The following is a 23,354-nucleotide window of genomic DNA, read 5'->3' on the forward strand; positions in this document are numbered from 1 at the left end:
GACAAATTCATTAGGAAAAGTAGCACAGCGAGAGCACGTATTGCTGGTCAAAACAGTAGTGTCCATGAAATGAGAGATTTGGCAATTTTGCTTTCAATGCGTCTTGGTTGCGGCCAATCAGCTCAAAGCTAAATTGCCCTGAATGTTTGTTCTTGGGCTCTAACGTAATCTGTGCATCGAGAAAATCGAAGTACACCTGAACGAAGGGAAAGCAGCACTTAAAAATGCTTTCCTTGATACTGAATATCAGCGTATCAGGAAGATCGTGAGTACGGTTGAGTAGTGCTTGTTCATCGCGAGTGTAGATGGAAGAGAAAAGGTGCTCGGCAAGCGCGGTATTGCTTTCAATATCGATTCCTAGGCTGGCGACTTCGTTTTTTTGGGCACACGCGGCAAGGCAAATGCCATCAGTATGGCTGATGCTGCCACTGATATCACTTGGAAAAAGGGGCTCTCTAAAGTGACCTGTCAGGATCGGCATCTCCGTCATATTCGGTTTGGATAAATCCAAATTTTGCATGGCAGACCGCGCCGCGTGGCGCCCAGCTCTGAACTCGCGTTGGCGCTTCTCTACTGCCTTTTGAATGTGTTTTTCTTCTTCGGCAAGGCCCACTTGAGAGTACATCTCCGGTGTGGCTTGCACGATGTAAACCTTTGGACTGGCACCTTCTAGGTGAAGACGAAAAGGGGCGAGGGGACTATCTGGCGCTTCTTTTTTCAATTGTGTCACTTTCAATAAGTTGCCGTTCAAAAATAAAACCTAGCTCAAACCTTTGGCTTGAATGCGAATGTTAATGATTGCTATTTATACATTCATTCTTTAGAGTTTTCGAGCCTAAATGATTGATAAAATAGATATAAGGAAATGCAGTGAAAACTTCAGTGAAAAAGCCCATGTTTATGCCTTCTGTTTTAACGGGAGCGCTTTTGACTGCGTTCAGTGGCTCTGCGCTTGCGAACGATAAAGACGAAGTGGTGGAAATGGAGCGCATGGTGGTAACCGCGTCGCTTACTCAGCACTCTGAGTTAACCGCGCCAGCTTCCGTTTCGGTGATCACCGCCGATGATATTTCGAAGATGCCAGTAAAGGATATCTCGGAAGCGATTCGCAGTACGACAGGTGTTAGCGTTCTGAGCAGCACCGCTTACGGTCGTAATAACATTCGTATTCGTGGTTTAGATTCTAAACACACTTTGGTGCTAATCAATGGGCGTCGCATCAATTCTCAAGATGCGTTGATCCGTGGTAACGACTTTGACCTATCGAGCATTCCTCTTACCGCGATCCAACGCATTGAAGTGGTTCGCGGCCCAGTATCCTCTTTGTATGGTTCTGAAGCCATGGGTGGTGTGGTTAACGTCATTTTGAAGGCGCCAACAGAAGAACTATCGGGCTCGCTGGGTTTGCAGTATGAGAGCATCCTTGAAGGCGATGGTGGTGACGGCTTGAAAGGGCACGCGTACGCAAGCGGCAGTCTCTCAGAGAATGTTGAAGGCAGTATTATTGTGGAAAGTTCGGCTCGTGACCCATGGCGTACCGACACGAATCCAGACTTCGATGCGTTAGAAGAAAAAGACACAACAAACGTCTTTGGTGAGCTTGCTTGGCAACTGACAGAAGAGCAACGTTTGATCGCGGATGTGATTTACACCAACGATGAGCGCGAAGCAGATTGGGTTCACCCTCGCTCAGGTTCACAGACGAACACTCAAGATTCCACGCGTTGGAATTACGGCCTGACTCACGAAGGCGCTTGGGATACGGTAGATTCGCAAGTGCGTCTGTACGGCGAAAACATGCAACTGGATGACGCGAGTACGGCGTATACCAATGGTGCAGCGGACGTTGAACTACAAAACAACACACTTGATTTTAAACTTTCTGGTTTGTGGCACGATTCGCACGAATGGGTGTTCGGCGGTGAGTACCGCACATCGGAGCTGAAAAATAGCCGTGATGTTCCGTCGGGTGATATCGACAACTATCAAGGAGCGGTCTTTGTTCAAGGCGAGTTTGACCTCAATAAATTGGCTGTGACTTTAGGTGGTCGTCAAGATTTTCATGAAGTGTATGGCAGCCACTTTAGCCCACGTGCTTACGCGGTTTACAGCTTTACGGATGAGTTTGTTCTGAAAGGTGGCTTTGGTGGTGGCTTCCGTGCTCCGGGTATGATGGAAAGCAGCGACCAAGTTCGCGTGATCAGCTGTGGTAACCGTTGTTGGTTAACCGGTAATGAAGATCTAAAACCGGAAGAATCAGAAAGCTACGAAGCTGGGCTAGCGTATGAGACAACAGCGATGGGTGTTGGTCTGATGTACTACCATACCGACTTGAAGAACAAGATTGAGCGAGACCTAACTAGGCCAGTAGGTTCGGTGGGTCAAACGCCTATTTTCACGTATCAGAACATCGGCAAAGCGGAGACCAAAGGTTTTGAACTAGAGGGTTGGTATGACATTACCGATAGCATCAACCTAAAAGGTAACTACACCTACACGGACGCGAGAGACAAGAGCAGTGGTGATAAGCTAACTAAAACGCCTGAGCACTTAGCAAACCTAGATGTAAATTGGGAAGTCTTCGATTCATTCACCACCTTTGCCCGCGTGAACTACATTGGTAAACAAGTCATTACTAACCAAAGTCGTGAAAACAAAACGGTCGATGGCTATACGCTTGTTGGCTTGGGTGTGGCTTACGATTTCCAACAATTTAACCTAAAAGCGGGTTTGAACAACATCTTTGACGTCGAGTTGGATGATGAAGATGATTACTACGGTTATTCTGAGAAAGGCCGCAGTGCGTACGTAAGCGCAACGTACTTGTTCTAATTAGACTATTGGCCTTGTTGAACGACTGGTTTTATTGAAAACTAAAATAGCCTCTACGCAGAGGCTATTTTTTCATGTCTATCTCATGAATGTTTAACATTCAGCTTCAACTTCTTTGATGGTTTCTGTGACTTTAACCTGAACGATACGATTGCTCTTCACATGCAGTATCTCGGATCGCCAACACTGATAGTCAACAGTTTTACCTTGAGTCGGTATTCGCCCGATTAACCACGTTAAGAGCCATTTAAGGTTTGAAAAAACTCACTCTCTTCACCCTCAATGCCATTGAGTCCGAGCTTGTATTTCTGTTCGTTAAGCCGAATTAGGTCATTTATCAGTAAACTGCCATCTTTCTATTTTTCGCCGAAATATGCTACGCCGCCATACCCAGAGAACGTGATTTTTAAGCCAATCAACTTGCTGGTGTGAATGACTCTGTTACTTAAGACGGATTCTGATACACTACGCGCCCATTTCTTCGTTGAGACGTTTCTATGCCATTTTCTAAGCTTGGTTTAAGCTCTCCTATCACAGATGCTGTGAAGGCGCTGGGTTATGAAAAACCGACTTCTATCCAACAAAAAGCCATTCCTATTGTTCTGCGTGGTCGTAACCTGATTGCCGCAGCACAAACCGGTACGGGTAAAACTGCCAGCTTTGTATTGCCAATCTTAGAAAAATTGAGCCAAGGTGAAACGCAACGTAAAAAGCGTGCACGTGCGATCATCCTAACACCAACGCGCGAGCTTGCACTTCAAGTACACCAAAGCATCGAAGCTTACGGTAAGAACTTACCGTTGCGTTCAATGGCGATGTTCGGCGGTGTAGATTACGCACCGCAAAAACAAGCGCTGATTGACGGCGTTGATATTGTCGTAAGTACGCCAGGACGTTTGATTGACCTTTACGGCCAACGCGCCATTCACTTTGATGAAGTGGAAATGCTGGTGCTGGACGAAGCCGATAAAATGTTAGATATGGGCTTCATCGATTCGATCGATAAGGTCGTCGATTGCATGCCAGAAGACATTCAAAGCTTGCTCTTCTCTGCAACGCTATCAAACCCAGTGCGTGATTTGGCGAAGAACGCGATTGTCGATCCTGAAGAAATCTCGATTGCGAAACACAGCGCATCAAAATCAAACATCAAGCAGTGGATCACTACGGTTGATAAAGACATGAAGTCGTCACTGTTGAGCCATATGCTAAACGAGAACGACTGGTCACAAGTATTGGTATTCATTGAAACCAAACACGGCGCAGCGAAGCTAGTGACTCAGTTAGAGAAGCGCGGCATCGTGGCCGAAGCGTTCCACAGTGGTCGTAACCAACGCGTTCGCCAAGAGCTGATTGAACAGTTCAAAGCGGGTGAAATTCAATATCTGGTTGCAACAGGAGTTGCGGCACGTGGTATCGATATCGACAACTTGCCAGTGGTGATCAACTACGATTTGCCATACCCGGCAGACGAATACGTGCACCGCATTGGTCGTACTGGCCGTGCTGGCGCGCAGGGTGAAGCGATTTCATTGGTATCGAAAGACGATTTCAAAAACCTGTGCATGATTGAAAGTCGTCTTGGCCACTTATTAGAGCGTGTAGAAATTGAAGGCTTTGCACCAAGAAAGCCTGTGCCAATTTCAATTCTAAACTACGTGCCAAAGAACAAGCGAAAACCGCAAGATCAGCGTCCTCGTCGTGATAACGGCCACAAGCGCGATTCTAAATAATCTGCACGTTTGTTTTTGTATCAAACCTGTCTTCATAGAGATAAAGCCACATTTCGATGTGGCTTTTTTGTTTTTGATTTCAGTCTATTACTTTTCATTTTTCGTTGGTGCATGCTTTCCATGGCAGACGAATTGGTGTTTGCTGGCTAAAAGCAGCGGTTTTGAATGGGCGATGAATATGACCCAGCACTAAGTGTGAACTTGGTGGGTATTCTTCTGATTTGCTTGCGAAAAATTAGGAAAACTCAATCATTGTGTCTACGCTTTACGGATATTGAGTGTGAAAGTCTGAGTTAGGATTTTGTCAATTTTCTGTTGTCTTGTTTGCAGATGGTAAAGAATAGACGCAGACTTTTTCGACTGCTTTTCAACGGACATATGAGGCACGAATGAAAACGGGTGATAAGCAATTTGCGGTAATTGGTCTGGGTCGTTTTGGCTTGGCTGTTTGTAAAGAACTGCAGGATTCCGGTTCACAGGTTTTGGCAGTAGACATCAATGAAGACCGAGTGAGAGAAGCGGCAGGTTTCGTCAGCCAAGCAATTGTTGCTAATTGTACTCTCGAAGATACCGTTTCTGAATTAAGACTTGAAGATTATGATATGGTCATGATCGCCATCGGTGCTGACGTTAATGCCAGTATTCTCGTAACGCTTATCGCCAAGGAGGTGGGAGTTAAATCTCTGTGGGTCAAAGCGAAAGACCGTTTTCAGGCTCGCGTTTTGCAAAAAATTGGAGCTGATCATGTGATTCTTCCTGAGCGCGACATGGGGATACGTGTTGCGCGCAAGATGCTTGATAAACGCGTTCTTGAGTTCCACCCACTTGGTAGCGGCCTAGCGATGACTGAGTTTGTCATTGGATCGCGATGGATGGGTAAAACCCTGGGCGACTTGGCTTTGTGTAAAGTCGAGGGCGTACAGGTGCTTGGCTTTAAACGCGGCCCTGAGATTACCAAAGCGCCTGATCTGAATTCCACATTAGAAATCGGCGACCTCATTATTGTCGTCGGTCCTCAAGATAAACTTGCGAGCAAGTTGCAATCACTATGAAGCAATTTCATCAGAGAGGCGTTTTTTACGTCCCAGATGGTAAACGAGATAAAGCGAAAGGTGGCGAACCGCGCATTATATTGCTGAGCTTTCTCAGTGTGTTATTGCCTTCTGCTGTACTGCTCACGCTACCTGTGTTCTCTGTTACCGGCTTGTCACTGACCGATGCACTATTTACCGCAACTTCGGCCATCAGTGTGACCGGCCTGGGTGTGGTGGATACGGGTGAGCACTTCACACTAGCAGGTAAAATTCTGCTGATGTTTTTAATGCAAGTTGGTGGGTTAGGGCAAATGACCCTCTCTGCTGTCCTACTTTACATGTTTGGGGTTCGTTTGAGCCTTCGACAGCAAGCGCTAGCCAAAGATGCCTTGGGCCAAGATCGCCAAGTGAATCTGCGTAAGCTGGTGAAGAAAATCGTTATCTTCGCGCTGATTGCAGAGACGATTGGTTTCATTTTCCTCTCGTTCCGCTGGGTACCAGAAATGGGCTGGCAAACGGGCATGTTCTATGCGCTGTTTCATTCCATCTCAGCCTTTAATAATGCCGGTTTCGCGCTTTTCTCCGACAGCATGATGAGCTTTGTGAATGATCCTGTGGTGATCTTCACGTTGGCGGGGTTGTTTATCTTTGGGGGCTTGGGCTTTACAGTCATTGGTGATTTATGGCTGCATTGGCGTAGAGGCTTCCACTTCTTGCATCTGCATACCAAAATCATGCTCATTGCTACGCCAGTACTGCTTGCTCTCGGTACTGTGATGTTCTGGTTATTGGAAAGGCATAATTCAAACACAATGGAATCTTTACCTGTGGCAGGGCAGTGGCTAGCGGCGTTCTTCCAATCTGCAAGTGCGCGAACAGCGGGTTTTAACAGTATCGATTTAGCTCAGTTTACCCAGCCTGCCTTGTTGGTAATGATCGTGTTGATGCTGATTGGTGCGGGTTCTACCTCAACGGGTGGCGGTATTAAGGTATCGACCTTTGCTGTGGCATTTATGGCGACATGGACCTTCTTACGCCAGAAGAAACATGTAGTGATCTTCAAACGCACAGTAAACTGGCAAACGGTGACGAAATCGCTGGCTATCATTGTGGTCAGTGGTGCTATCTTAACGACCGCAATGTTCTTATTGATGATCACGGAGAAAGCGGCCTTCGATAAGGTGATGTTCGAGACCATCTCTGCATTCGCAACGGTTGGCCTTACCGCTGGTTTAACAGCTGAATTGTCGGAGCCGGGTAAGTACATCATGATTGTGGTGATGATAATCGGACGTATCGGACCTCTGACGTTGGCGTATATGCTAGCGCGTCCTGAACCAACTTTGATCAAGTACCCAGAAGACAATGTCTTGACTGGTTAATAATAGATTAATCATCAATAAACGATTACGCGAGAGTGTGGTTTAACCGCCTCTCGCGTTTTTTATAAATTCATCAAATAAATGAGAATAATTTCTATTTATTTGTGGCGATAGTATTTCAATATTGATTGAAATCTGTAGTATTCGATAGTCCTATTATGTGTAACTTGTTGTTTTATTTGCGTATGAAATGCGTTATCTGCGCATTGAACTCATGGAGCCGTAGTTTGGAGTAAGGTAAGAGCATCATGATTGATGTGTTATCGAATGACTCTGACCTCCACAATGACTTCGGTAGCTCAGGCGGCGGAGGCAGTGCTTCTTACTGGGTGTTAATGCTGTTAGCACTGTTGGGCTGGCGTCGTCGCGCTTAATCGATATCTCAAAGCCACTCCTTCGAGTGGCTTTGTTCTTATTTCTTGTTCCAACGATAAACTCATCAATCTTTTTAGTATGAGATGAGTTTCACTTTTATTTTTACGCGCTGTCTATTTTTGAGGCGTAGTCTATGGCTAGATACTTATAAAAGTAAGGATATTTTTATGTCTGATAATTCGTTTTCTGTTGCTGCTATTTGCCAAGAGGCTGTGGGCATGGTCAGGGCAAACTTACTCGCGATTGTAATAGCGTGTATTCCTTTGATCGTGGTTCACACGATATTTATTACTCAATATCAAGGAGCCTTGGTTCAAGGATCGCAAGAACCTGACTTTTCCAGCGTTGGTGCCGGCTTCTTTGTGACAACTTTTCTGCTGTATCCACTGGTCGCGGCAATGGCGGTAGTACGTATCCATCGTATCTACCTTGCACATGAGTACATGCATTCTGCTCTAGATGTGATGCGATTATCGATGCGCGAGCTGCGCTTTATTGGCTGGTGGATTTTGTTTGGTTTGTCGATGATGTTTACATTGGCGCTTCCTATATTCATCGTCACCTTTTTGTATGCGGCAGAAGGTGGAGAAGCGAGTGAGTTAACTTTCACTATCATTACCTTACTTGCCAGTATCCCAGGTCATTGGATCCTTTCGCGTTGGTCGTTAGTTTTGCCAGCGACGGCGCTAGATCGTGAACCTAGAAGCCTTGGTGACGCATGGAGACAGAGCAAGCCTTATAACAAGCAGATATTTGTCTTGATGGGGCTTATCCCTCTATTAGTTGGCGCTGTTAACCAGTTCATTTTTGCCGAGTTTAATCACATATTGGCATTTGTTGTGTCTGGTGTGATCTTCGGTATTTTTGGCGCTTACCAAATAGCACTTTTGTCTTTAAGCTACCGAACGATTCTGAACATTGAGCGCGCTAAATTCAAAGGTGTGCCTGACTCTCAAAGCGATGCTTATGAGTTTCGTGGTTAATTGAAACTCATACTTGCCCCATGATTGCCGATGGTTCGTGGGGCATGCTTCCAACTTCTTTTTCTCTCCTAATAACCCAAACCTCTTCGTTAATCGTAAATACCCATGAATAATTCGGGGCTGAAGGTGACCTTACACACAGCTTATACTGTTGGTTAGGAAGTCGTTTATTAAGGAACTGCTATGTCCGTTTGGGAAGGTGTGAATTTTACCCATCGATTCAGTGAACTGCCGTCGGCATTTTTTACCTATGTTACGCCGCAGCTTTTAGATAACACTCGCTGGGTGGTGTGGAATGGCGAGTTTGCACAGCAATTTGGTTTACCTGCAGCCGAGAACGAAGAGTTGCTGAATGTGTTTGCAGGACAAAAAGAATTTGCGCCATTTGCTCCTCTGGCAATGAAGTACGCGGGTCATCAATTTGGTGTGTACAACCCGGACTTGGGTGACGGCCGTGGTTTGCTGCTCGCTGAAATGCAGCACCAAGATGGCACTTGGTTCGACATTCACCTCAAAGGGGCCGGCCTTACCCCTTATTCTCGAATGGGCGATGGCCGAGCAGTATTGCGTTCTACGATCCGTGAATATCTGTGCAGTGAAGCCATGGCGGGGCTAGGTATTCCCACCACCAGAGCGCTGGGTATGATGGACAGCGATACGCCCGTCTATCGCGAGAAGACGGAATATGGCGCACTACTGATTCGTGTTGCAGAAACCCACATTCGTTTTGGTCACTTCGAGCACTTCTTCTACACCAATCAACTTGCTGAGCAAAAGCTGCTCGCTGACAAAGTGATTGAATGGCATTTCCCTGAGTGCTCCCAAGTGGAAAAGCCATACGCAGCCATGTTCGAGTTTGTTGTGGAGAAAACCGCAGAGATGATTGCGTACTGGCAAGCTTATGGTTTTGCCCATGGTGTAATGAATACCGACAACATGTCGATTCTAGGACAAACCTTTGATTACGGGCCGTTTGGCTTCCTCGATGACTACGATCCTAATTACATCTGCAACCACTCGGATTACCAAGGTCGTTACGCCTTTGAACAGCAACCGCGTATCGCACTGTGGAATCTCTCTGCTTTGGCGCACTCCTTGTCGCCTCTTGTACAAAGAGAAGATCTTGAGGCTGCACTAGGGAAGTTTGAAGTGCGTCTGAGTCAAAAATTCAGTGAGTTGATGCGTGCCAAACTCGGTCTTCACACTAAGGTGGACGAAGACGGCCGCTTATTCGAAGCCATGTTTGAACTGTTGAACCAAAACAAAGCTGACTATACTCGCTTCTTTCGTGAGTTGTCTAACCTCGACGTTAAATCGCCTCAAGCTGTGATTGATTTGTTTATTGATCGAGAAGCTGCAAGTGCATGGGTAGACTTATATCTCGCTCGTTGTGAGTTAGAAGTAGACGAGTGCGGTGAGCGTGTATCAGCACAAACTCGCTGTGAAAAGATGCGTCGAACGAATCCGAAATATATCCTACGTAACTACTTAGCTCAAATTGCCATCGATAAGGCAGAGGAGGGGGACTTTAGTGAAGTAAACCGACTGGCTGAGCTATTAAAGCGTCCTTATGATGAACAGCCCGAGTTTGATGATTATGCCAAGTTGCCGCCCGAGTGGGGTAAGAAAATGGAAATCAGCTGTTCATCGTAAATGTGTCATTTCCCACCCATTGAGCTTGTTCTCGTGGGTGGATTTAACCCCTTATCCTCACCAATAATTTTTTATTTTTATTTAAGTTGCTGAATAGTAATAAGTAATCGACTTGGTCTGTAACTTGCTCCTTGTTGAACATCCGTACCCATCACCTTCTACCCACTTAGGTGTTCATGGAAAGGATGGGATGTGATTCAACAAGGAGAATAATAATGTTTAAGCCTCTAACTCTACTGTCTGTTTCTGCTCTGGCTATTACTAGCTTTAACGCTGCCGCAAACTGTGACCCTGGTGAAACCGTGATCAAGTTCAGTCACGTAACCAATACAGATAAGCATCCAAAAGGCATTGCTGCTTCGTTACTGGAAAAGCGCGTGAACGAAGAGATGAATGGCAAAGTCTGTATGCAGGTTTTCCCTAACTCGACACTGTACGATGATAACAAGGTGCTTGAAGCGCTACTTAATGGTGATGTTCAACTCGCTGCCCCTTCTCTTTCAAAGTTTGAGAAATTCACCAAGAAGTACCGCATCTTTGACCTTCCTTTCCTATTCGAGGATGTGGCGGCTGTTGACCGTTTCCAAAACTCGGAATCAGGTGAAAAGCTGAAAAACGCAATGAAACGACGTGGTCTACAAGGCTTAGCTTTCTGGCATAACGGTATGAAGCAAATGTCTGCCAACAAGCCATTGACGGTGCCGGGCGATGCGGAAGGCTTGAAGTTCCGTGTACAAGCTTCAGACGTATTGGTGGCTCAGTTCGAGCAACTTGGTGCGAATCCACAAAAGATGTCGTTCAAAGAAGTGTACGGCGGCCTTCAAACCAAGGTTATCGATGGTCAGGAAAATACGTGGTCGAACATTTACGGTAAGAAGTTCTTCGAAGTACAAGATGGCATTACCGAAACCAACCACGGTATTCTGGACTACTTGGTTGTGACATCGAACGATTTCTGGAAAAAACTGCCAGACGATCAGCGTGAACAGCTAAACACCATCATTCAAGAAGTGACGGCTCAACGTAACGCTGAGTCAACCAAAGTGAACCTCGCTAACAAGAACAACATCATTGAAGCGGGTGGTGTGGTGCGCACTCTAACGCCGGAGCAGCGTCAAGAGTGGGTAACTGCATTGCAACCTGTGTGGAAGAAGTTTGAGAAAGACATTGGTTCAGATCTTATTAATGCGGCACTTGCATCTAACCAATAATCAACAAGCCCAAGCTCGTTGGGTAAATAAGTAAAAATACAAAGCACTACGATTGGCCCTCGTGTACTCATTCATGGGGAAGAGGGTCCTTTTCTCCCAATAATGACGTGATGTAATTATGGAACAGACTTTTTTTGCCAAGGCTGGGCGGATCACCGATGCCATTGAAGAGACGTTGATTGCGTTCTTTCTTGGCGCGATGACATTGCTGACGTTTGCCAATGTCATTTTTCGCTATGTCTTTAACGACAATATTCTTTGGGCACTGGAACTGACGGTATTCATGTTCGCATGGATGGTTCTGGTTGGCGCATCATATGGTGTGAAGAAGCACTTTCACATTGGTGTCGATGTCATCATCAACATGGTGTCGGAGCCGAAACGAAAAGTCCTCGCACTGCTTGCAGCTGCTGGTTGCTTAGCGTTTTCTATTCTGCTTTTGGTCGGTTCTTGGAACTACTGGTATCCGTTTGTCACTGAGCGTGCATGGTATGAAACCGACGATATCCCCATGCCAGAGATGTTTCAGTTTTTAGCCGATTGGCTCAATGAAGGTGAGCGCTATGAGAAGCTGCCTCGCTTTATTCCTTACTTTGCTTTGCCCCTTGGTATGGCGCTACTCACTTTCCGTTTTGTGCAAATCACTTGGCAGATCGCAACAGGCAAACTGGACCGCTTGATTGCAGGTCATGAAGCCGAGGAAGAGTTAGAAGCGCTAAAAGAAGAACTCAATGAAGCCGCAGACGCGATTCCAAATGGTTCTTCATCATCAGATCGCAAGGAGCAATAAATCGTGGATATTCTGTTTTTATTCCTGATGGTGATTGGCTTCATGTTGATCGGTGTGCCAATTGCTGTCTCTCTGGGCCTTTCCAGTATTCTTTTCTTATTAATGCACTCGGATGCGTCTTTGGCTTCCGTTGCCCAAACACTGTTTAACGCGTTTGCTGGCCACTACACTTTGTTAGCGATTCCCTTCTTTATCTTGGCCTCAAGCTTTATGTCTACCGGTGGCGTGGCGAAGCGTATTATCCGCTTTGCGATTGCTATTGTTGGTTGGTTCCGCGGCGGTTTAGCGATGGCGTCGGTCGTGGCATGTATGATGTTTGCGGCGCTATCGGGCTCGTCTCCTGCAACCGTAGTGGCGATTGGTAGCATTGTTATCGCTGGTATGATCAAGAACGGCTACTCGAAAGAGTTTGCAGCGGGTGTTATCTGTAATGCGGGAACGCTGGGCATTTTGATCCCACCTTCTATCGTGATGGTGGTGTATGCCGCTGCGACGGATGTGTCGGTTGGGCGTATGTTCCTTGGTGGCGTTATTCCGGGGTTGCTGGCGGGCGTGATGTTGATGATTGCGATTTACATTGCCGCGAGAATCAAGAACCTGCCAAAACAACCTTTTGTTGGTTGGAAAGAAACCTTTGATGCCGCCAAAGACGCAAGTTGGGGTTTATTGCTGGTGGTGATCATCCTTGGTGGCATCTACGGCGGTATCTTTACGCCGACAGAAGCGGCGGCGGTGGCGGCGGTGTATTCATTCTTCATTGCTAACTTTGTCTACCAAGACATGGGGCCATTTGCTGACAAGCAGAACACTAAACCTGTATTGGTTAAAATCTTCCAAACGTTTGTTCATAAAGATACTAAGCATACGCTGTATGAAGCAGGCAAGCTGACCATCATGTTGCTGTTCATCATTGCCAACGCCCTGATTCTTAAGCACGTACTTACCGAAGAACGCATCCCGCAAATGATCACCGAATCTATGCTATCAGCGGGGCTTGGGCCGATTACCTTCTTAATTGTGGTTAACGTGTTGCTGCTGATTGGCGGTCAGTTCATGGAGCCGTCCGGTTTGCTCATCATCGTCGCACCGTTGGTGTTCCCAATCGCGATTGCACTGGGTATTGATCCGATCCACCTTGGCATCATGATGGTGGTGAACATGGAGATAGGCATGATAACCCCGCCTGTGGGGCTCAACTTATTTGTGACCGCTGGTGTGGCGAAGATGTCGATGATGAATGTGGTGAAAGCGGCATTACCATGGGTGGCGGTGATGTTCCTCTTCCTTATTATCGTCACTTACGTGCCTTGGGTATCGACTTGGTTGCCAACGACATTGATGGGGCCAGAAATCATCACTAAGTAATGGTTTTTAGCCACAAAACAGAAGAGGTGTGACTATTCACACCTCTTCATCTATGGATTTATAGGCTGGCCTTCTTGGGTCCGGTTTCACTCGACGCTCGTAACCGAGCCATTTTTTTTTGTTTTTACGCCGGTCTTCCCCAGAGCGCCTCTCTTCTTGATAATGCCCGTCAACCATCACAGTATCGGTGATCACGGGGATTTTGACCTTTTCTGTCATATCCGTTTAAGCCATCTTTTCGTTGTTATAAAAAGTATGTTTCAAGTTGGATATAACGACAAACTGCAAACTGCGTTTTATTTATATAGGTCCTTATCTATCTGATAGCGTTGCATTTTGTCGTACAGGGTTTTTCGAGGCACATTCAATTGTTCCATGGTCTGTTTGATACTGCCGCTGTTCTCCAGTAATGCACTTTCAATCGCCGCTTTCTCAAATTCCGCTACCTGCTCCGCAAGGCTAGAAGACGAGGTTGAAATGGTATCTCCCAATTGGATTAATTTACCCAGTAAGACAAATCGTTCCGCCGCATTGCGTAATTCACGTACATTGCCCGGCCAGTCATGGGCCATTAACTGAGCCAAATCTTGTGAGGAGAGACTGGGGGAGGTTTTGCCGTAACGAGACGCGGCAACCAATAAAAAGTGATGGAACAGTGCAGGAATGTCCTCTTTGCGCTCGCGCATTGGCGGTAGATCGAGAGTGACCACATTAAGGCGATAATAAAGATCCTGACGAAATGTGCCTTCCTCTGCCGCTTGTTTTAAGTCGACCTTAGTAGCCGCAATGACGCGAATATCCAACGGCAGCAATTCGTTCGAGCCAACACGTTCAATCACTCTTTCTTGAAGCACCCGTAGCAAACGGATTTGTGCCTGAATCGGCATCGATTCGATTTCATCCAAAAATAGTGTGCCGCCCTGAGCAAATTCAAACTTACCAATTCGGCGACTTTCTGCTCCGGTAAAGGCACCTTTTTCATGGCCATAAAGTTCGCTCTCGATAAGGTTTTCTGGCACCGCGCCGCAGTTAACGGCAACAAAGTTTTGATTGCGGCGATTACTTTGTTCGTGAAGAGACCTAGCAATCAGTTCTTTACCTGTACCGGTTTCACCAAACAACAAGATATCCGCATCGGTATCGGCAATGTGAGTGATAGTTTCACGCAGTATTTGGATGCTCGCGGTTTCGCCAATGATTCGCGGACCAAGGGTTTTACTGGCTTTGAGTGACTGGCGCAGTTCTTCGTTTTCATTGGTGAGCTTTCGCTTCTCAATGGCCCGTTTAACGGTTTCCACTAGGTGCTCTGGCGCAAAAGGTTTCTCGATAAAATCGTAAGCGCCCTGATGGAGAGCTTGTACGGCCATGGAGATATCGCCGTGTCCGGTGATCATGATGACGGGGAGGTTTGCATCTCGCTGCATCAAAGTCGTCAGCAAGTCCATGCCAAAAATACCCGGTAAGCAGATGTCGGTGATCACGACGCCCGCTTCTTCGCCTTGCTGCATGGCAATTAAAGCCGATTCAGCATCCGTAAAAAACTTGGCATCGATATCCGCCAGCTCAAAAGTTTGCTCGATGGCCAGTCTGAGATCGGCTTCGTCGTCAATAAAAAACACCTGACACATGGTCTCATCCTTCTGGTTGTGCGGCGAGCGGTGTAACAATAGGTAGGCAGAGTGAGAATCGAGCACCGCCTTGTTCTCGATTCTGTGCGCTTAATTTGCCATTCATACTGGCTAAGATTTGTTTGGAGATAGAAAGCCCTAGCCCCAAGCCATTTTGTTTGGTGGTAAGGAAGGGTTCGCACAGTTCTGAAAGGGTAAAATCACCCAATCCTGAACCGTTATCGTCCACATGAATCCAGACGAGTTTGGTCTCGCGGTCTTGAACCACGGACAGCTCGATTTGTTTGTCTTCTTGCTCTCTAAGTACCTCTATCGCATTGGTGATTAAGTTCACTAACACTTGTTCGAGTTGAATCGTATTAACCTGAACGTCGACATCCTGCCCTAACAAATTGGTTGTTAGGGTTACTCGTGCTGATTTTAAAGCAGGCTTCATCAACTCTTTTGCTGAAGCAATGACGGGTAGTAGCTGAGTGTGAACCAGCTCATTACCACCGGTTTTCTTGGCAAAAGACCGCAGTTGTTGACTGATGTTAGCCATTCGGTCGGTAAGGGCTGAGATGCGAGTAAGGTTGTCTTCAACACGGTCGAACTTCTCTTTGTGGAGGAACAGTTTTCCGTTCTCAGCGAAACTACGAATAGCCGCCAAAGGATTGTTGAGTTCATGGCTGATGCTGGCTGACATTTGCCCCAACACCGCTAACTTGGCCGCTTGAACCAATTCGTCTTGAGTCTGACGAAGGGTTTGTTCGGTTTCGCTGCGTTGAGTAATCTCGGCTTGTAACTCAGCGGTACGCGCCATCACTTGGTATTCAAGTTTCTGATTGGCTTCTTGTTGGATTCGCTCAATTTGACGGTGGCGTTGTTGACGGTGGTAGACGAGCTGGCCAACCAAAAATAGAACCGTGAAGCTAAGCGTTAACACGAGTAAATAGCCCATGGTGATCCAAACTACTGATTGCTTGGGAGATAGCACTCGGATGGTGAGTTTGAGATCCTGCAGAGGGAGAGAAGAAACCACCAGTGTTCCTCGATTGTATGGGTAGCCTTGCTTCGCTTCTGTATGCGCCAAACCCATATCGCCAACAAAACCCAGTGGCTTGATGGTGGTGTCTAAATACTGGCGGCTAGCCCAGACCTCTGCAGCTTTTAAATCGTCGAGTGGCTGTAAGCTTTTGAATAGCCAGTCACTCCGGCTACTCATAAACACAATGCCATTTGGGTCACTCGCAACAAAGACGCTTTTAGGGTGTTGCCAGTTATCTTCTATCTTACTTAAATCCATTTTGACCACCACGATACCAAGCACGCTCCCGGCATAGACGATTGGGTAGGAGTAGTAGTAACCGCGCTTTCCTGAGGTAGATCCGAGGGCGTAATATTCAGCCCGCTGACCGACAATCGCCTGTTTGAAGTAGGGACGGAAAGCAAAGTTTCGGCCGATAAAAGAACGCGCTTTGCGCCAGTTACTGGCGGCGATCGTCATGCCCCATTTGTCGATCAAATAAGTGTCTGAAGCTGCAATGACATTGTTGACCGATTCTAAATATCGATTAGTGATTTCCAGTTGGGCACTGTTGGCTGGATTGAGTAGGGCTTCAACCAAAGGTTCGTCTTTGGAGAGCAGGTGAGGGATGTGCGCGTACTTATCTAACTTGTTCTGAATATGGCTGGAGAACCGCTCTAACTGGGATTGATGTTTATCGAGCAAAGATTGGTAGCTGGCTTGCCAAACCCAATGCCCACCAACGAAGGCACAAAGGAGATAGAAGGCGAAAAAAATCAGTAGAATACGACTTTTTTGCGACATCCTTGCGCTCCCTTACATCTTGTTTTCACCACGTAAGAGAATGTTAATAGTTTGCATGGATGAATGGGGATTTCGTTTCCAACTCTGTGGAGTAAAACAAGAGCAAGATCTCTTTTTAGGCTTTTCAATAAAAAAAGCTGTCGATTCTCTTGAAAAAGTCGCTATTGTCCCCATTCTAGATATGCTCGCTGAGGCGAAGCGATGCTAAAAGGGCATTTTTCGTAAAAATTGAGTCCGTATTCGAGAATTTAGCGCAGACAATGTCCACATAGTGGCTATTGGCTCGACAGGATTGCGACAGATCGCTAGAATGTCGCGTCTAAAAATTCTGTCCTGAGGCTAATAGGAGATACCTTTTGCGTTTGCTGAGGATATCACTGATTAGTCCGGTGTTGGTTTCCAGCATCGATACTCGGTTTTAACTTAGGTGTTCGGACAGGACACTACACAAGGATGAGGCGTGAACTCAAAGAGTCTCGCTCATAAGCTCGGGAAGACCGAGCCACTTTAGAGGTTTATATATAATGCAAGTTACTGTTGAAACGCTAGAGGGCCTAGAGCGCCGTCTAAACATTACTGTTCCAGCTGCAAACATCGAAGACGCTGTAACAGCTGAACTACGCAACATCGCTAAAAACCGTCGTTTCGATGGTTTCCGTAAAGGTAAAGTGCCTCTAAAAATGGTTGCTAAGATGTACGGCAAAGCAGTACGCCAAGACGTTCTTGGTGAAGTTATGCAACGCCACTTCATCGAAGCGATCGTAAAAGAGAAAATCAACCCAGCTGGCGCACCAACGTTCGCTCCAGTTGAAAACAACGAAGGCGCAGATCTAGTATTCACTGCAACTTTCGAAGTTTACCCAGAAGTTGAGCTAAAAGGTCTAGACAGCATCACTGTTGAAAAACCAACAACTGAAGTTAACGATTCAGACGTAGAAGAGATGATCGAAACTCTACGTAAGCAACAAGCTACTTGGGCTGAAGTTGAAGAAGCTGCAGAAGCTGGTAAGCGCGTAAGCATCGACTTCGTTGGTTCTATCGACGGTGAAGAGTTCGAAGGCGGTAAAGCTGAGAACTTCCCACTAGAAATGGGCGCAGGCCGCATGATCCCAGGTTTCGAAGACGGTATCGAAGGTAAAACTAAAGGTATGGAATTCGAAATCGACGTAAACTTCCCAGAAGATTACCACGCTGAAAACCTAAAAGGTAAAGCGGCTAAGTTCGCAATCAAAGTGAACAAAGTTGAAGCTCGTGAACTACCAGAACTAAACGACGAATTCGTTTCTAAGTTCGGTGTTGCTGAAGGTGGCGTTGAAGCACTTAAAGCTGAAGTTCGTAAGAACATGGAGCGTGAACTTAAGCAAGCTGTTAAGAACCGCATCAAAGAGCAAGCTATCGACGGTCTAGTTGAGCAAAACGAAATCGACGTACCAGCTGCACTTATCGACCAAGAAATCCAAGTTCTGCGTCAACAAGCTGCACAACGCTTCGGTGGTAACCCAGAAGCAGCTGCACAGCTTCCACGTGAACTGTTCGAAGAGCAAGCTAAACGTCGCGTAGTTGTAGGTCTTCTTCTAGGTGAAGTAATCAAGTCTGAAGAGCTAAAAGCTGACGACGAGAAAGTGAAAGCACTTATCGAAGAGATGGCAACTGCTTACGAAGATCCATCAGAAGTTATTGCTTACTACGAGCAAAACGAGCAAATGATGAACAACATGCGTAACGTTGCTCTAGAAGAGCAAGCTATCGACGCGATCATCGCAAAAGCACAGGTTACTGAGAAAGAAGTAAGCTTCAACGAGCTACTTAACCAACAACAACCTGCTGCTTAATAAGCAATATCTTGCGTAGAAGGTTGACTTAACGTCGATTATTCTGCTAACAATGGTCCGTATGATACGTCATCATCCGGGCCATTTATTTTAGGGACATAAGAATATGAGCTACCAAGAAAAAAACGCAATGTCGCCAATTATTGACGCGCTAGTGCCAATGGTGGTTGAACAAACTTCCCGCGGCGAACGCTCTTACGACATTTACTCACGCCTGCTTAAAGAGCGCGTGATCTTTTTAACTGGTCAAGTGGAAGACCACATGGCAAACCTTGTCGTGGCTCAACTACTTTTCCTAGAATCTGAAAATCCAGATAAAGATATTTTCCTATACATCAACTCACCAGGCGGCAGCGTAACAGCAGGTATGTCTATCTATGACACCATGCAGTTCATCAAGCCAAATGTAAGCACAGTATGTATGGGTCAAGCTTGCTCTATGGGTGCGTTCCTGCTTGCAGGTGGTGCGCCAGGTAAGCGTTACGTTCTGCCTAATTCACGTGTGATGATCCACCAACCACTGGGTGGCTTCCAAGGTCAAGCTTCTGATATTCAAATTCATGCTCAGGAAATCCTGACCATCAAGCAGAAGCTAAACAACCTATTAGCAGAACATACTGGCCAGCCTCTTGAAGTGATTGAGCGCGATACCGATCGCGACAACTTCATGTCGGCAGATCAGGCAGTAGAATACGGTATTGTGGATGCAGTGTTGAGCCACCGCGGCGAGTAATTTAGCCAGCGCATTTTGGCTAAATTTGATATACACTCATTCATAAAGAGTAAAGGCTAAGAGGTTAGCGAATGACAGATAAAAGCAAAGAAAGTGGCAGCGGCAAATTGCTGTACTGCTCTTTCTGTGGCAAAAGTCAGCACGAAGTTCGCAAGCTAATCGCAGGTCCGTCAGTTTACATTTGCGACGAGTGTGTCGACTTATGTAACGATATCATTCGCGAAGAAATCAAGGATGTTCTCCCTAAGAAAGAATCTGAAGCGTTGCCAACGCCAAAACAGATCCGTGAACACCTTGATGACTATGTGATCGGACAAGATTACGCGAAAAAAGTGCTCGCAGTTGCGGTATATAACCACTACAAGCGTTTACGCAATGGTGATACAACGAGCGAAGGTGTGGAGCTTGGTAAAAGTAACATCCTTCTAATTGGTCCTACTGGTAGTGGTAAAACACTGCTTGCTGAGACGCTAGCTCGATTCCTGGATGTGCCATTTACAATGGCTGACGCTACCACACTAACCGAAGCAGGTTACGTTGGTGAAGACGTTGAAAACATCATCCAGAAGCTTCTGCAAAAATGTGATTACGATGTAGCGAAGGCTGAACGCGGCATTGTATACATTGACGAAATTGACAAAATTTCTCGTAAAGCTGAAAACCCATCAATTACGCGCGACGTATCTGGTGAAGGTGTTCAGCAGGCGCTACTAAAACTTATCGAAGGTACGGTTGCATCGGTTCCGCCACAAGGTGGTCGTAAGCATCCGCAGCAAGAATTCCTACAAGTGGACACGTCTAAGATCCTGTTCATCTGTGGTGGTGCATTTGCTGGTCTAGATAAAGTGATTGAACAGCGTGTAGCGACAGGCACAGGTATTGGTTTTGGCGCAGAAGTGCGCTCTAAGAACGAAACCAAAACGGTCGGTGAACTATTTACTCAGGTAGAACCTGAAGATCTAGTGAAATACGGTCTGATTCCTGAGTTTATCGGTCGTCTACCAGTAACAACAACACTGACTGAGCTTGATGAAGAAGCGTTAATTCAGATCCTATGTGAACCGAAGAACGCACTGACTAAGCAATACGCAGCTTTGTTCGAACTAGAAGACGCAGAGCTAGAGTTCCGTGAAGACGCGCTACGTGCTATCGCTAAGAAAGCGATGGAGCGTAAAACGGGTGCTCGTGGTCTACGCTCAATCTTAGAAAGTGTTCTGCTAGAAACCATGTATGAACTGCCATCAGCGACGGACGTAAGTAAAGTTGTGATTGATGAATCAGTGATTAAAGGTGAATCAGAACCATTGCTCATTTACAGCAACGCCGACAATCAGGCCGCTGGAGCAGAATAAATTCAGCCATGAATAAAAAGGAGGTAAGTAATTACCTCCTTTTTTTATTTCTCTTATTGAATCCAAATAATTAGACCCCATATACTGCCTTAAGTAATACGTTAAACGTGAAAGCGGAAGAGAGAATTATATGAACTTGGAACGTTCCGAGCGTATCGAGATCCCGGTATTACCTCTACGTGACGTAGTGGTCTACCCACACATGGTCATTCCATTGTTTGTTGGTCGCGAGAAATCGATTAGCTGTCTAGAGACGGCGATGGAAACAAACAAACAAGTTCTGCTTGTGGCACAAAAGCAAGCTGACACTGACGAGCCGACGGTTGACGACCTATTTGAAGTAGGTACGGTAGCAACCATTCTCCAGCTTCTTAAGCTACCTGACGGCACCGTTAAAGTGCTGGTTGAAGGTCAGCAACGCGCTAAGATTAACCACTTCAAAGAAAGCGAATTCTTCCTTGCTGAGGCTGAGTTTGTGGTAACGCCAGAGCTTGATGAGCGTGAGCAAGAAGTGATTGTTCGCAGTGCGATTAACCAATTTGAAGGCTTCATCAAACTGAACAAAAAGATCCCGCCAGAAGTACTGACTTCACTAAGCGGTATTGATGAAGCGGCGCGCCTAGCAGATACGATTGCAGCGCATATGCCTCTTAAGCTGGTGGACAAACAGCAAGTACTTGAAATCGTTGATGTGACTGAGCGCCTTGAGTTCCTAATGGGCCAGATGGAATCAGAAATCGACCTTCTTCAAGTAGAGAAACGCATCCGCGGTCGTGTTAAGAAGCAGATGGAAAAATCTCAGCGTGAGTACTACCTGAATGAGCAAATGAAAGCGATTCAGAAAGAACTTGGCGAGATGGAAGACGCACCTGACGAGTTCGAAACACTGAAGCAAAAGATTGAAGAATCGAAAATGCCTCAGGACGCACGTGAAAAGACAGAACAAGAGCTGCAAAAGCTTAAGATGATGTCGCCAATGTCCGCAGAAGCGACAGTGGTACGTAGCTACATCGACTGGATGGTAAGCGTTCCTTGGAACAAGCGTTCTAAAGTGAAGAAGAACCTTGCGAAAGCAGAAGAGATTCTAAACGAAGACCACTACGGTCTAGAGCGTGTTAAAGAACGTATTCTTGAGTACTTAGCGGTACAAAACCGTATCAACAAGCTGAAAGGCCCTATCCTTTGTCTTGTAGGTCCTCCTGGTGTGGGTAAAACATCGCTAGGCCGCTCTATCGCAGCTGCAACAGGCCGTAAATACACTCGTATGGCTCTGGGTGGCGTGCGTGATGAAGCTGAAATCCGCGGTCACCGTCGTACTTACATTGGCTCATTGCCAGGTAAGCTTATTCAGAAGATGTCTAAAGTTGGCGTGAAAAACCCGCTGTTCCTTCTGGATGAAATCGACAAGATGTCTTCAGATATGCGTGGTGACCCATCGTCAGCATTGCTAGAAGTTCTAGACCCAGAACAAAACAATGCATTTAACGATCACTACCTAGAAGTAGATTACGATCTGTCTGATGTAATGTTCGTCGCGACGTCTAACTCGATGGATATTCCGGGTCCGCTACTTGACCGTATGGAAGTGATTCGTCTTTCTGGTTACACAGAAGATGAGAAGCTAAACATTGCCAAACGTCACCTTGTTGATAAGCAAGTGAAGCGTAACGGTCTGAAACCAAACGAAATTACCATCGAAGATTCGGCAATCATCGGCATTATTCGCTACTACACGCGTGAAGCGGGTGTTCGTAGCCTAGAGCGTGAGATTTCTAAGATCTGCCGTAAAGCAGTGAAGAACATCCTGCTTGATACAAGCTTGAAGTCAGTGACGGTGACAATGGACAACCTGAAAGAGTACCTAGGTGTTCAACGTCATGACTTTGGTAAAGCAGATGACAGCAACCGTATTGGCCAAGTAACTGGTCTAGCTTGGACACAAGTTGGCGGCGATCTACTAACGATCGAAACGGAAGCGATGCCTGGTAAAGGTAAGCTGACGCAAACTGGCTCTCTTGGCGACGTAATGAAAGAGTCGATCCAAGCGGCAATGACGGTTGTACGTTCACGAGCTGAAAAGCTGGGTATCAACTCTGACTTCTACGAGAAGCGTGACATCCACGTGCACGTACCAGAAGGCGCAACACCTAAAGACGGCCCAAGCGCGGGTATCGCAATGTGTACTGCGCTAGTTTCTAGCTTGACGGGTAACCCGGTAAAAGCTGAAGTAGGTATGACAGGTGAAATCACTCTACGTGGTGAAGTTCTACCTATCGGTGGCCTAAAAGAGAAGTTACTTGCGGCACACCGTGGTGGCATCAAAACGGTACTGATTCCGAAAGACAACGAGCGTGATTTGGAAGAGATTCCAGAAAATGTTATCGCGGATCTGAAGGTTATCCCAGTACAGTGGATCGACGAAGTTCTGAAAGTTGCACTAGAGCGAGACCCGACGGGCGTTGAGTTTCAGTCTCAAAAATAGTGATGTGCAGCAAAAATAAGTAAAACTTTACGCTGATAGGCCTAAAAAGGCTTGTCAGCGTTTTTTTTGGAGGCTAAGTTAAGTTCGAAAGCTTGCAGCCCTTGAAGGATAAGGGGCGAAGCATATTTTCTTAATTATGGAACGAAAGTCATCACAAAA

At 46.3% G+C, this 23,354-nt stretch carries 18 protein-coding genes and 1 pseudogene; 14 read left to right on the forward strand and 5 right to left on the reverse strand.

Annotated elements, in window-relative coordinates:
• Nucleotides 1-10: 10 nt before the first annotated feature.
• Nucleotides 11-751, reverse strand: coding sequence for a 4'-phosphopantetheinyl transferase family protein (locus A8140_RS04825; protein WP_005529935.1), 741 nt, complete (start codon nucleotides 749-751; stop codon nucleotides 11-13).
• Between the two features lie 119 nt (nucleotides 752-870).
• Here A8140_RS04825 and A8140_RS04830 point away from each other — a divergent pair, with 119 nt between their 5' ends.
• On the forward strand, nucleotides 871-2,832 hold the full coding sequence (locus A8140_RS04830) for a TonB-dependent receptor domain-containing protein (protein WP_005529932.1): 1,962 nt from the start codon (nucleotides 871-873) through the stop codon (nucleotides 2,830-2,832).
• Between the two features lie 93 nt (nucleotides 2,833-2,925).
• Here A8140_RS04830 and A8140_RS04835 read toward each other — a convergent pair.
• Nucleotides 2,926-3,188: pseudogene (locus A8140_RS04835) on the reverse strand (transporter associated domain-containing protein); the annotation flags it as partial.
• A gap of 141 nt (nucleotides 3,189-3,329) precedes the next feature.
• Here A8140_RS04835 and A8140_RS04840 point away from each other — a divergent pair.
• From A8140_RS04840 to A8140_RS04880, 9 genes are all read left to right on the forward strand, one after another.
• A complete protein-coding gene (locus A8140_RS04840; RefSeq protein WP_005529930.1) occupies nucleotides 3,330-4,565 on the forward strand; it encodes a DEAD/DEAH box helicase in 1,236 nt (411 codons plus the stop codon).
• 389 nt (nucleotides 4,566-4,954) lie between these two features.
• Nucleotides 4,955-5,617, forward strand: a complete 663-nt coding sequence (locus tag A8140_RS04845) for a potassium channel family protein (protein WP_005529928.1) — start codon at nucleotides 4,955-4,957, stop codon at nucleotides 5,615-5,617.
• Nucleotides 5,614-6,981: a TrkH family potassium uptake protein gene (locus tag A8140_RS04850; RefSeq protein ID WP_005529926.1), complete on the forward strand. Its 1,368-nt coding sequence runs from the start codon at nucleotides 5,614-5,616 to the stop codon at nucleotides 6,979-6,981. Before A8140_RS04845 ends, A8140_RS04850 begins: the two co-directional genes overlap by 4 nt.
• 248 nt (nucleotides 6,982-7,229) lie before the next feature.
• Nucleotides 7,230-7,355 (forward strand): GlyGly-CTERM sorting domain-containing protein, encoded by a 126-nt coding sequence (locus tag A8140_RS04855; protein WP_005529924.1) that lies wholly within the window; start codon nucleotides 7,230-7,232, stop codon nucleotides 7,353-7,355.
• 168 nt (nucleotides 7,356-7,523) lie between these two features.
• Entirely contained in the window at nucleotides 7,524-8,339 is an 816-nt protein-coding gene (locus tag A8140_RS04860) for a hypothetical protein (protein WP_005529922.1), read from the forward strand.
• A gap of 183 nt (nucleotides 8,340-8,522) precedes the next feature.
• Entirely contained in the window at nucleotides 8,523-9,992 is a 1,470-nt protein-coding gene (locus tag A8140_RS04865; RefSeq protein ID WP_005529921.1) for a protein adenylyltransferase SelO, read from the forward strand.
• A gap of 215 nt (nucleotides 9,993-10,207) precedes the next feature.
• A complete protein-coding gene (locus A8140_RS04870; protein ID WP_005529920.1) occupies nucleotides 10,208-11,203 on the forward strand; it encodes a TRAP transporter substrate-binding protein in 996 nt (331 codons plus the stop codon).
• 118 nt (nucleotides 11,204-11,321) lie between these two features.
• Nucleotides 11,322-11,993, forward strand: a complete 672-nt coding sequence (locus A8140_RS04875) for a TRAP transporter small permease (RefSeq protein WP_005529919.1) — start codon at nucleotides 11,322-11,324, stop codon at nucleotides 11,991-11,993.
• A 3-nt stretch (nucleotides 11,994-11,996) separates the two neighbouring features.
• Entirely contained in the window at nucleotides 11,997-13,358 is a 1,362-nt protein-coding gene (locus A8140_RS04880) for a TRAP transporter large permease (RefSeq protein ID WP_005529918.1), read from the forward strand.
• A 36-nt stretch (nucleotides 13,359-13,394) separates the two neighbouring features.
• On the opposite strand, the gene A8140_RS25505 is transcribed toward A8140_RS04880, so the two are convergent.
• From A8140_RS25505 to A8140_RS04895, 3 genes are all read right to left on the reverse strand, one after another.
• Nucleotides 13,395-13,577 carry a hypothetical protein gene (locus A8140_RS25505; RefSeq protein WP_005529917.1) on the reverse strand — a complete coding sequence of 61 codons (183 nt, stop codon included), beginning with the start codon at nucleotides 13,575-13,577 and terminating at the stop codon, nucleotides 13,395-13,397.
• A 77-nt stretch (nucleotides 13,578-13,654) separates the two neighbouring features.
• Entirely contained in the window at nucleotides 13,655-14,986 is a 1,332-nt protein-coding gene (locus tag A8140_RS04890; RefSeq protein ID WP_005529916.1) for a sigma-54-dependent transcriptional regulator, read from the reverse strand.
• Nucleotides 14,987-14,990: 4 nt separating this feature from the next.
• Nucleotides 14,991-16,796: a sensor histidine kinase gene (locus A8140_RS04895; RefSeq protein ID WP_005529915.1), complete on the reverse strand. Its 1,806-nt coding sequence runs from the start codon at nucleotides 16,794-16,796 to the stop codon at nucleotides 14,991-14,993.
• 524 nt (nucleotides 16,797-17,320) lie between these two features.
• Between A8140_RS04895 and tig the strand changes: the two genes are divergently transcribed.
• The 4 genes from tig to lon all read left to right on the forward strand — a co-directional run bounded on the left by tig (nucleotide 17,321) and on the right by lon (nucleotide 23,195).
• A complete protein-coding gene (gene tig / locus A8140_RS04900; RefSeq protein ID WP_005529913.1) occupies nucleotides 17,321-18,628 on the forward strand; it encodes a trigger factor in 1,308 nt (435 codons plus the stop codon).
• 106 nt (nucleotides 18,629-18,734) lie between these two features.
• Entirely contained in the window at nucleotides 18,735-19,361 is a 627-nt protein-coding gene (gene clpP / locus A8140_RS04905; RefSeq protein ID WP_005430931.1) for an ATP-dependent Clp endopeptidase proteolytic subunit ClpP, read from the forward strand.
• Between the two features lie 71 nt (nucleotides 19,362-19,432).
• Nucleotides 19,433-20,713, forward strand: coding sequence for an ATP-dependent protease ATP-binding subunit ClpX (gene clpX, locus A8140_RS04910; RefSeq protein WP_005529912.1), 1,281 nt, complete (start codon nucleotides 19,433-19,435; stop codon nucleotides 20,711-20,713).
• Between the two features lie 130 nt (nucleotides 20,714-20,843).
• Complete coding sequence (lon, locus tag A8140_RS04915; RefSeq protein WP_005529911.1) at nucleotides 20,844-23,195, forward strand: endopeptidase La; 2,352 nt, start codon at nucleotides 20,844-20,846, stop codon at nucleotides 23,193-23,195.
• The last annotated feature ends 159 nt before the right edge of the window (nucleotides 23,196-23,354 follow it).

The organism is Vibrio campbellii CAIM 519 = NBRC 15631 = ATCC 25920, from assembly GCF_002163755.1.
GTDB lineage: Bacteria > Pseudomonadota > Gammaproteobacteria > Enterobacterales > Vibrionaceae > Vibrio > Vibrio campbellii.

Excerpts from the sequence above, each read along its gene's own strand:
- A8140_RS04875 (WP_005529919.1), top strand. The coding sequence starts at position 11,322 with ATGGAACAGACTTTTTTTGCCAAGGCTGGGCGGATCACCGATGCCATT.
- A8140_RS04855 (WP_005529924.1), top strand. The coding sequence starts at position 7,230 with ATGATTGATGTGTTATCGAATGACTCTGACCTCCACAATGACTTCGGT.
- A8140_RS04840 (WP_005529930.1), top strand. The coding sequence starts at position 3,330 with ATGCCATTTTCTAAGCTTGGTTTAAGCTCTCCTATCACAGATGCTGTG.
- A8140_RS04845 (WP_005529928.1), top strand. The coding sequence starts at position 4,955 with ATGAAAACGGGTGATAAGCAATTTGCGGTAATTGGTCTGGGTCGTTTT.
- A8140_RS25505 (WP_005529917.1), bottom strand. The coding sequence starts at position 13,577 with ATGACAGAAAAGGTCAAAATCCCCGTGATCACCGATACTGTGATGGTT.
- A8140_RS04865 (WP_005529921.1), top strand. The coding sequence starts at position 8,523 with ATGTCCGTTTGGGAAGGTGTGAATTTTACCCATCGATTCAGTGAACTG.
- clpX (WP_005529912.1), top strand. The coding sequence starts at position 19,433 with ATGACAGATAAAAGCAAAGAAAGTGGCAGCGGCAAATTGCTGTACTGC.
- clpP (WP_005430931.1), top strand. The coding sequence starts at position 18,735 with ATGAGCTACCAAGAAAAAAACGCAATGTCGCCAATTATTGACGCGCTA.
- lon (WP_005529911.1), top strand. The coding sequence starts at position 20,844 with ATGAACTTGGAACGTTCCGAGCGTATCGAGATCCCGGTATTACCTCTA.
- tig (WP_005529913.1), top strand. The coding sequence starts at position 17,321 with ATGCAAGTTACTGTTGAAACGCTAGAGGGCCTAGAGCGCCGTCTAAAC.
- A8140_RS04895 (WP_005529915.1), bottom strand. The coding sequence starts at position 16,796 with ATGTCGCAAAAAAGTCGTATTCTACTGATTTTTTTCGCCTTCTATCTC.
- A8140_RS04850 (WP_005529926.1), top strand. The coding sequence starts at position 5,614 with ATGAAGCAATTTCATCAGAGAGGCGTTTTTTACGTCCCAGATGGTAAA.
- A8140_RS04890 (WP_005529916.1), bottom strand. The coding sequence starts at position 14,986 with ATGTGTCAGGTGTTTTTTATTGACGACGAAGCCGATCTCAGACTGGCC.
- A8140_RS04860 (WP_005529922.1), top strand. The coding sequence starts at position 7,524 with ATGTCTGATAATTCGTTTTCTGTTGCTGCTATTTGCCAAGAGGCTGTG.
- A8140_RS04870 (WP_005529920.1), top strand. The coding sequence starts at position 10,208 with ATGTTTAAGCCTCTAACTCTACTGTCTGTTTCTGCTCTGGCTATTACT.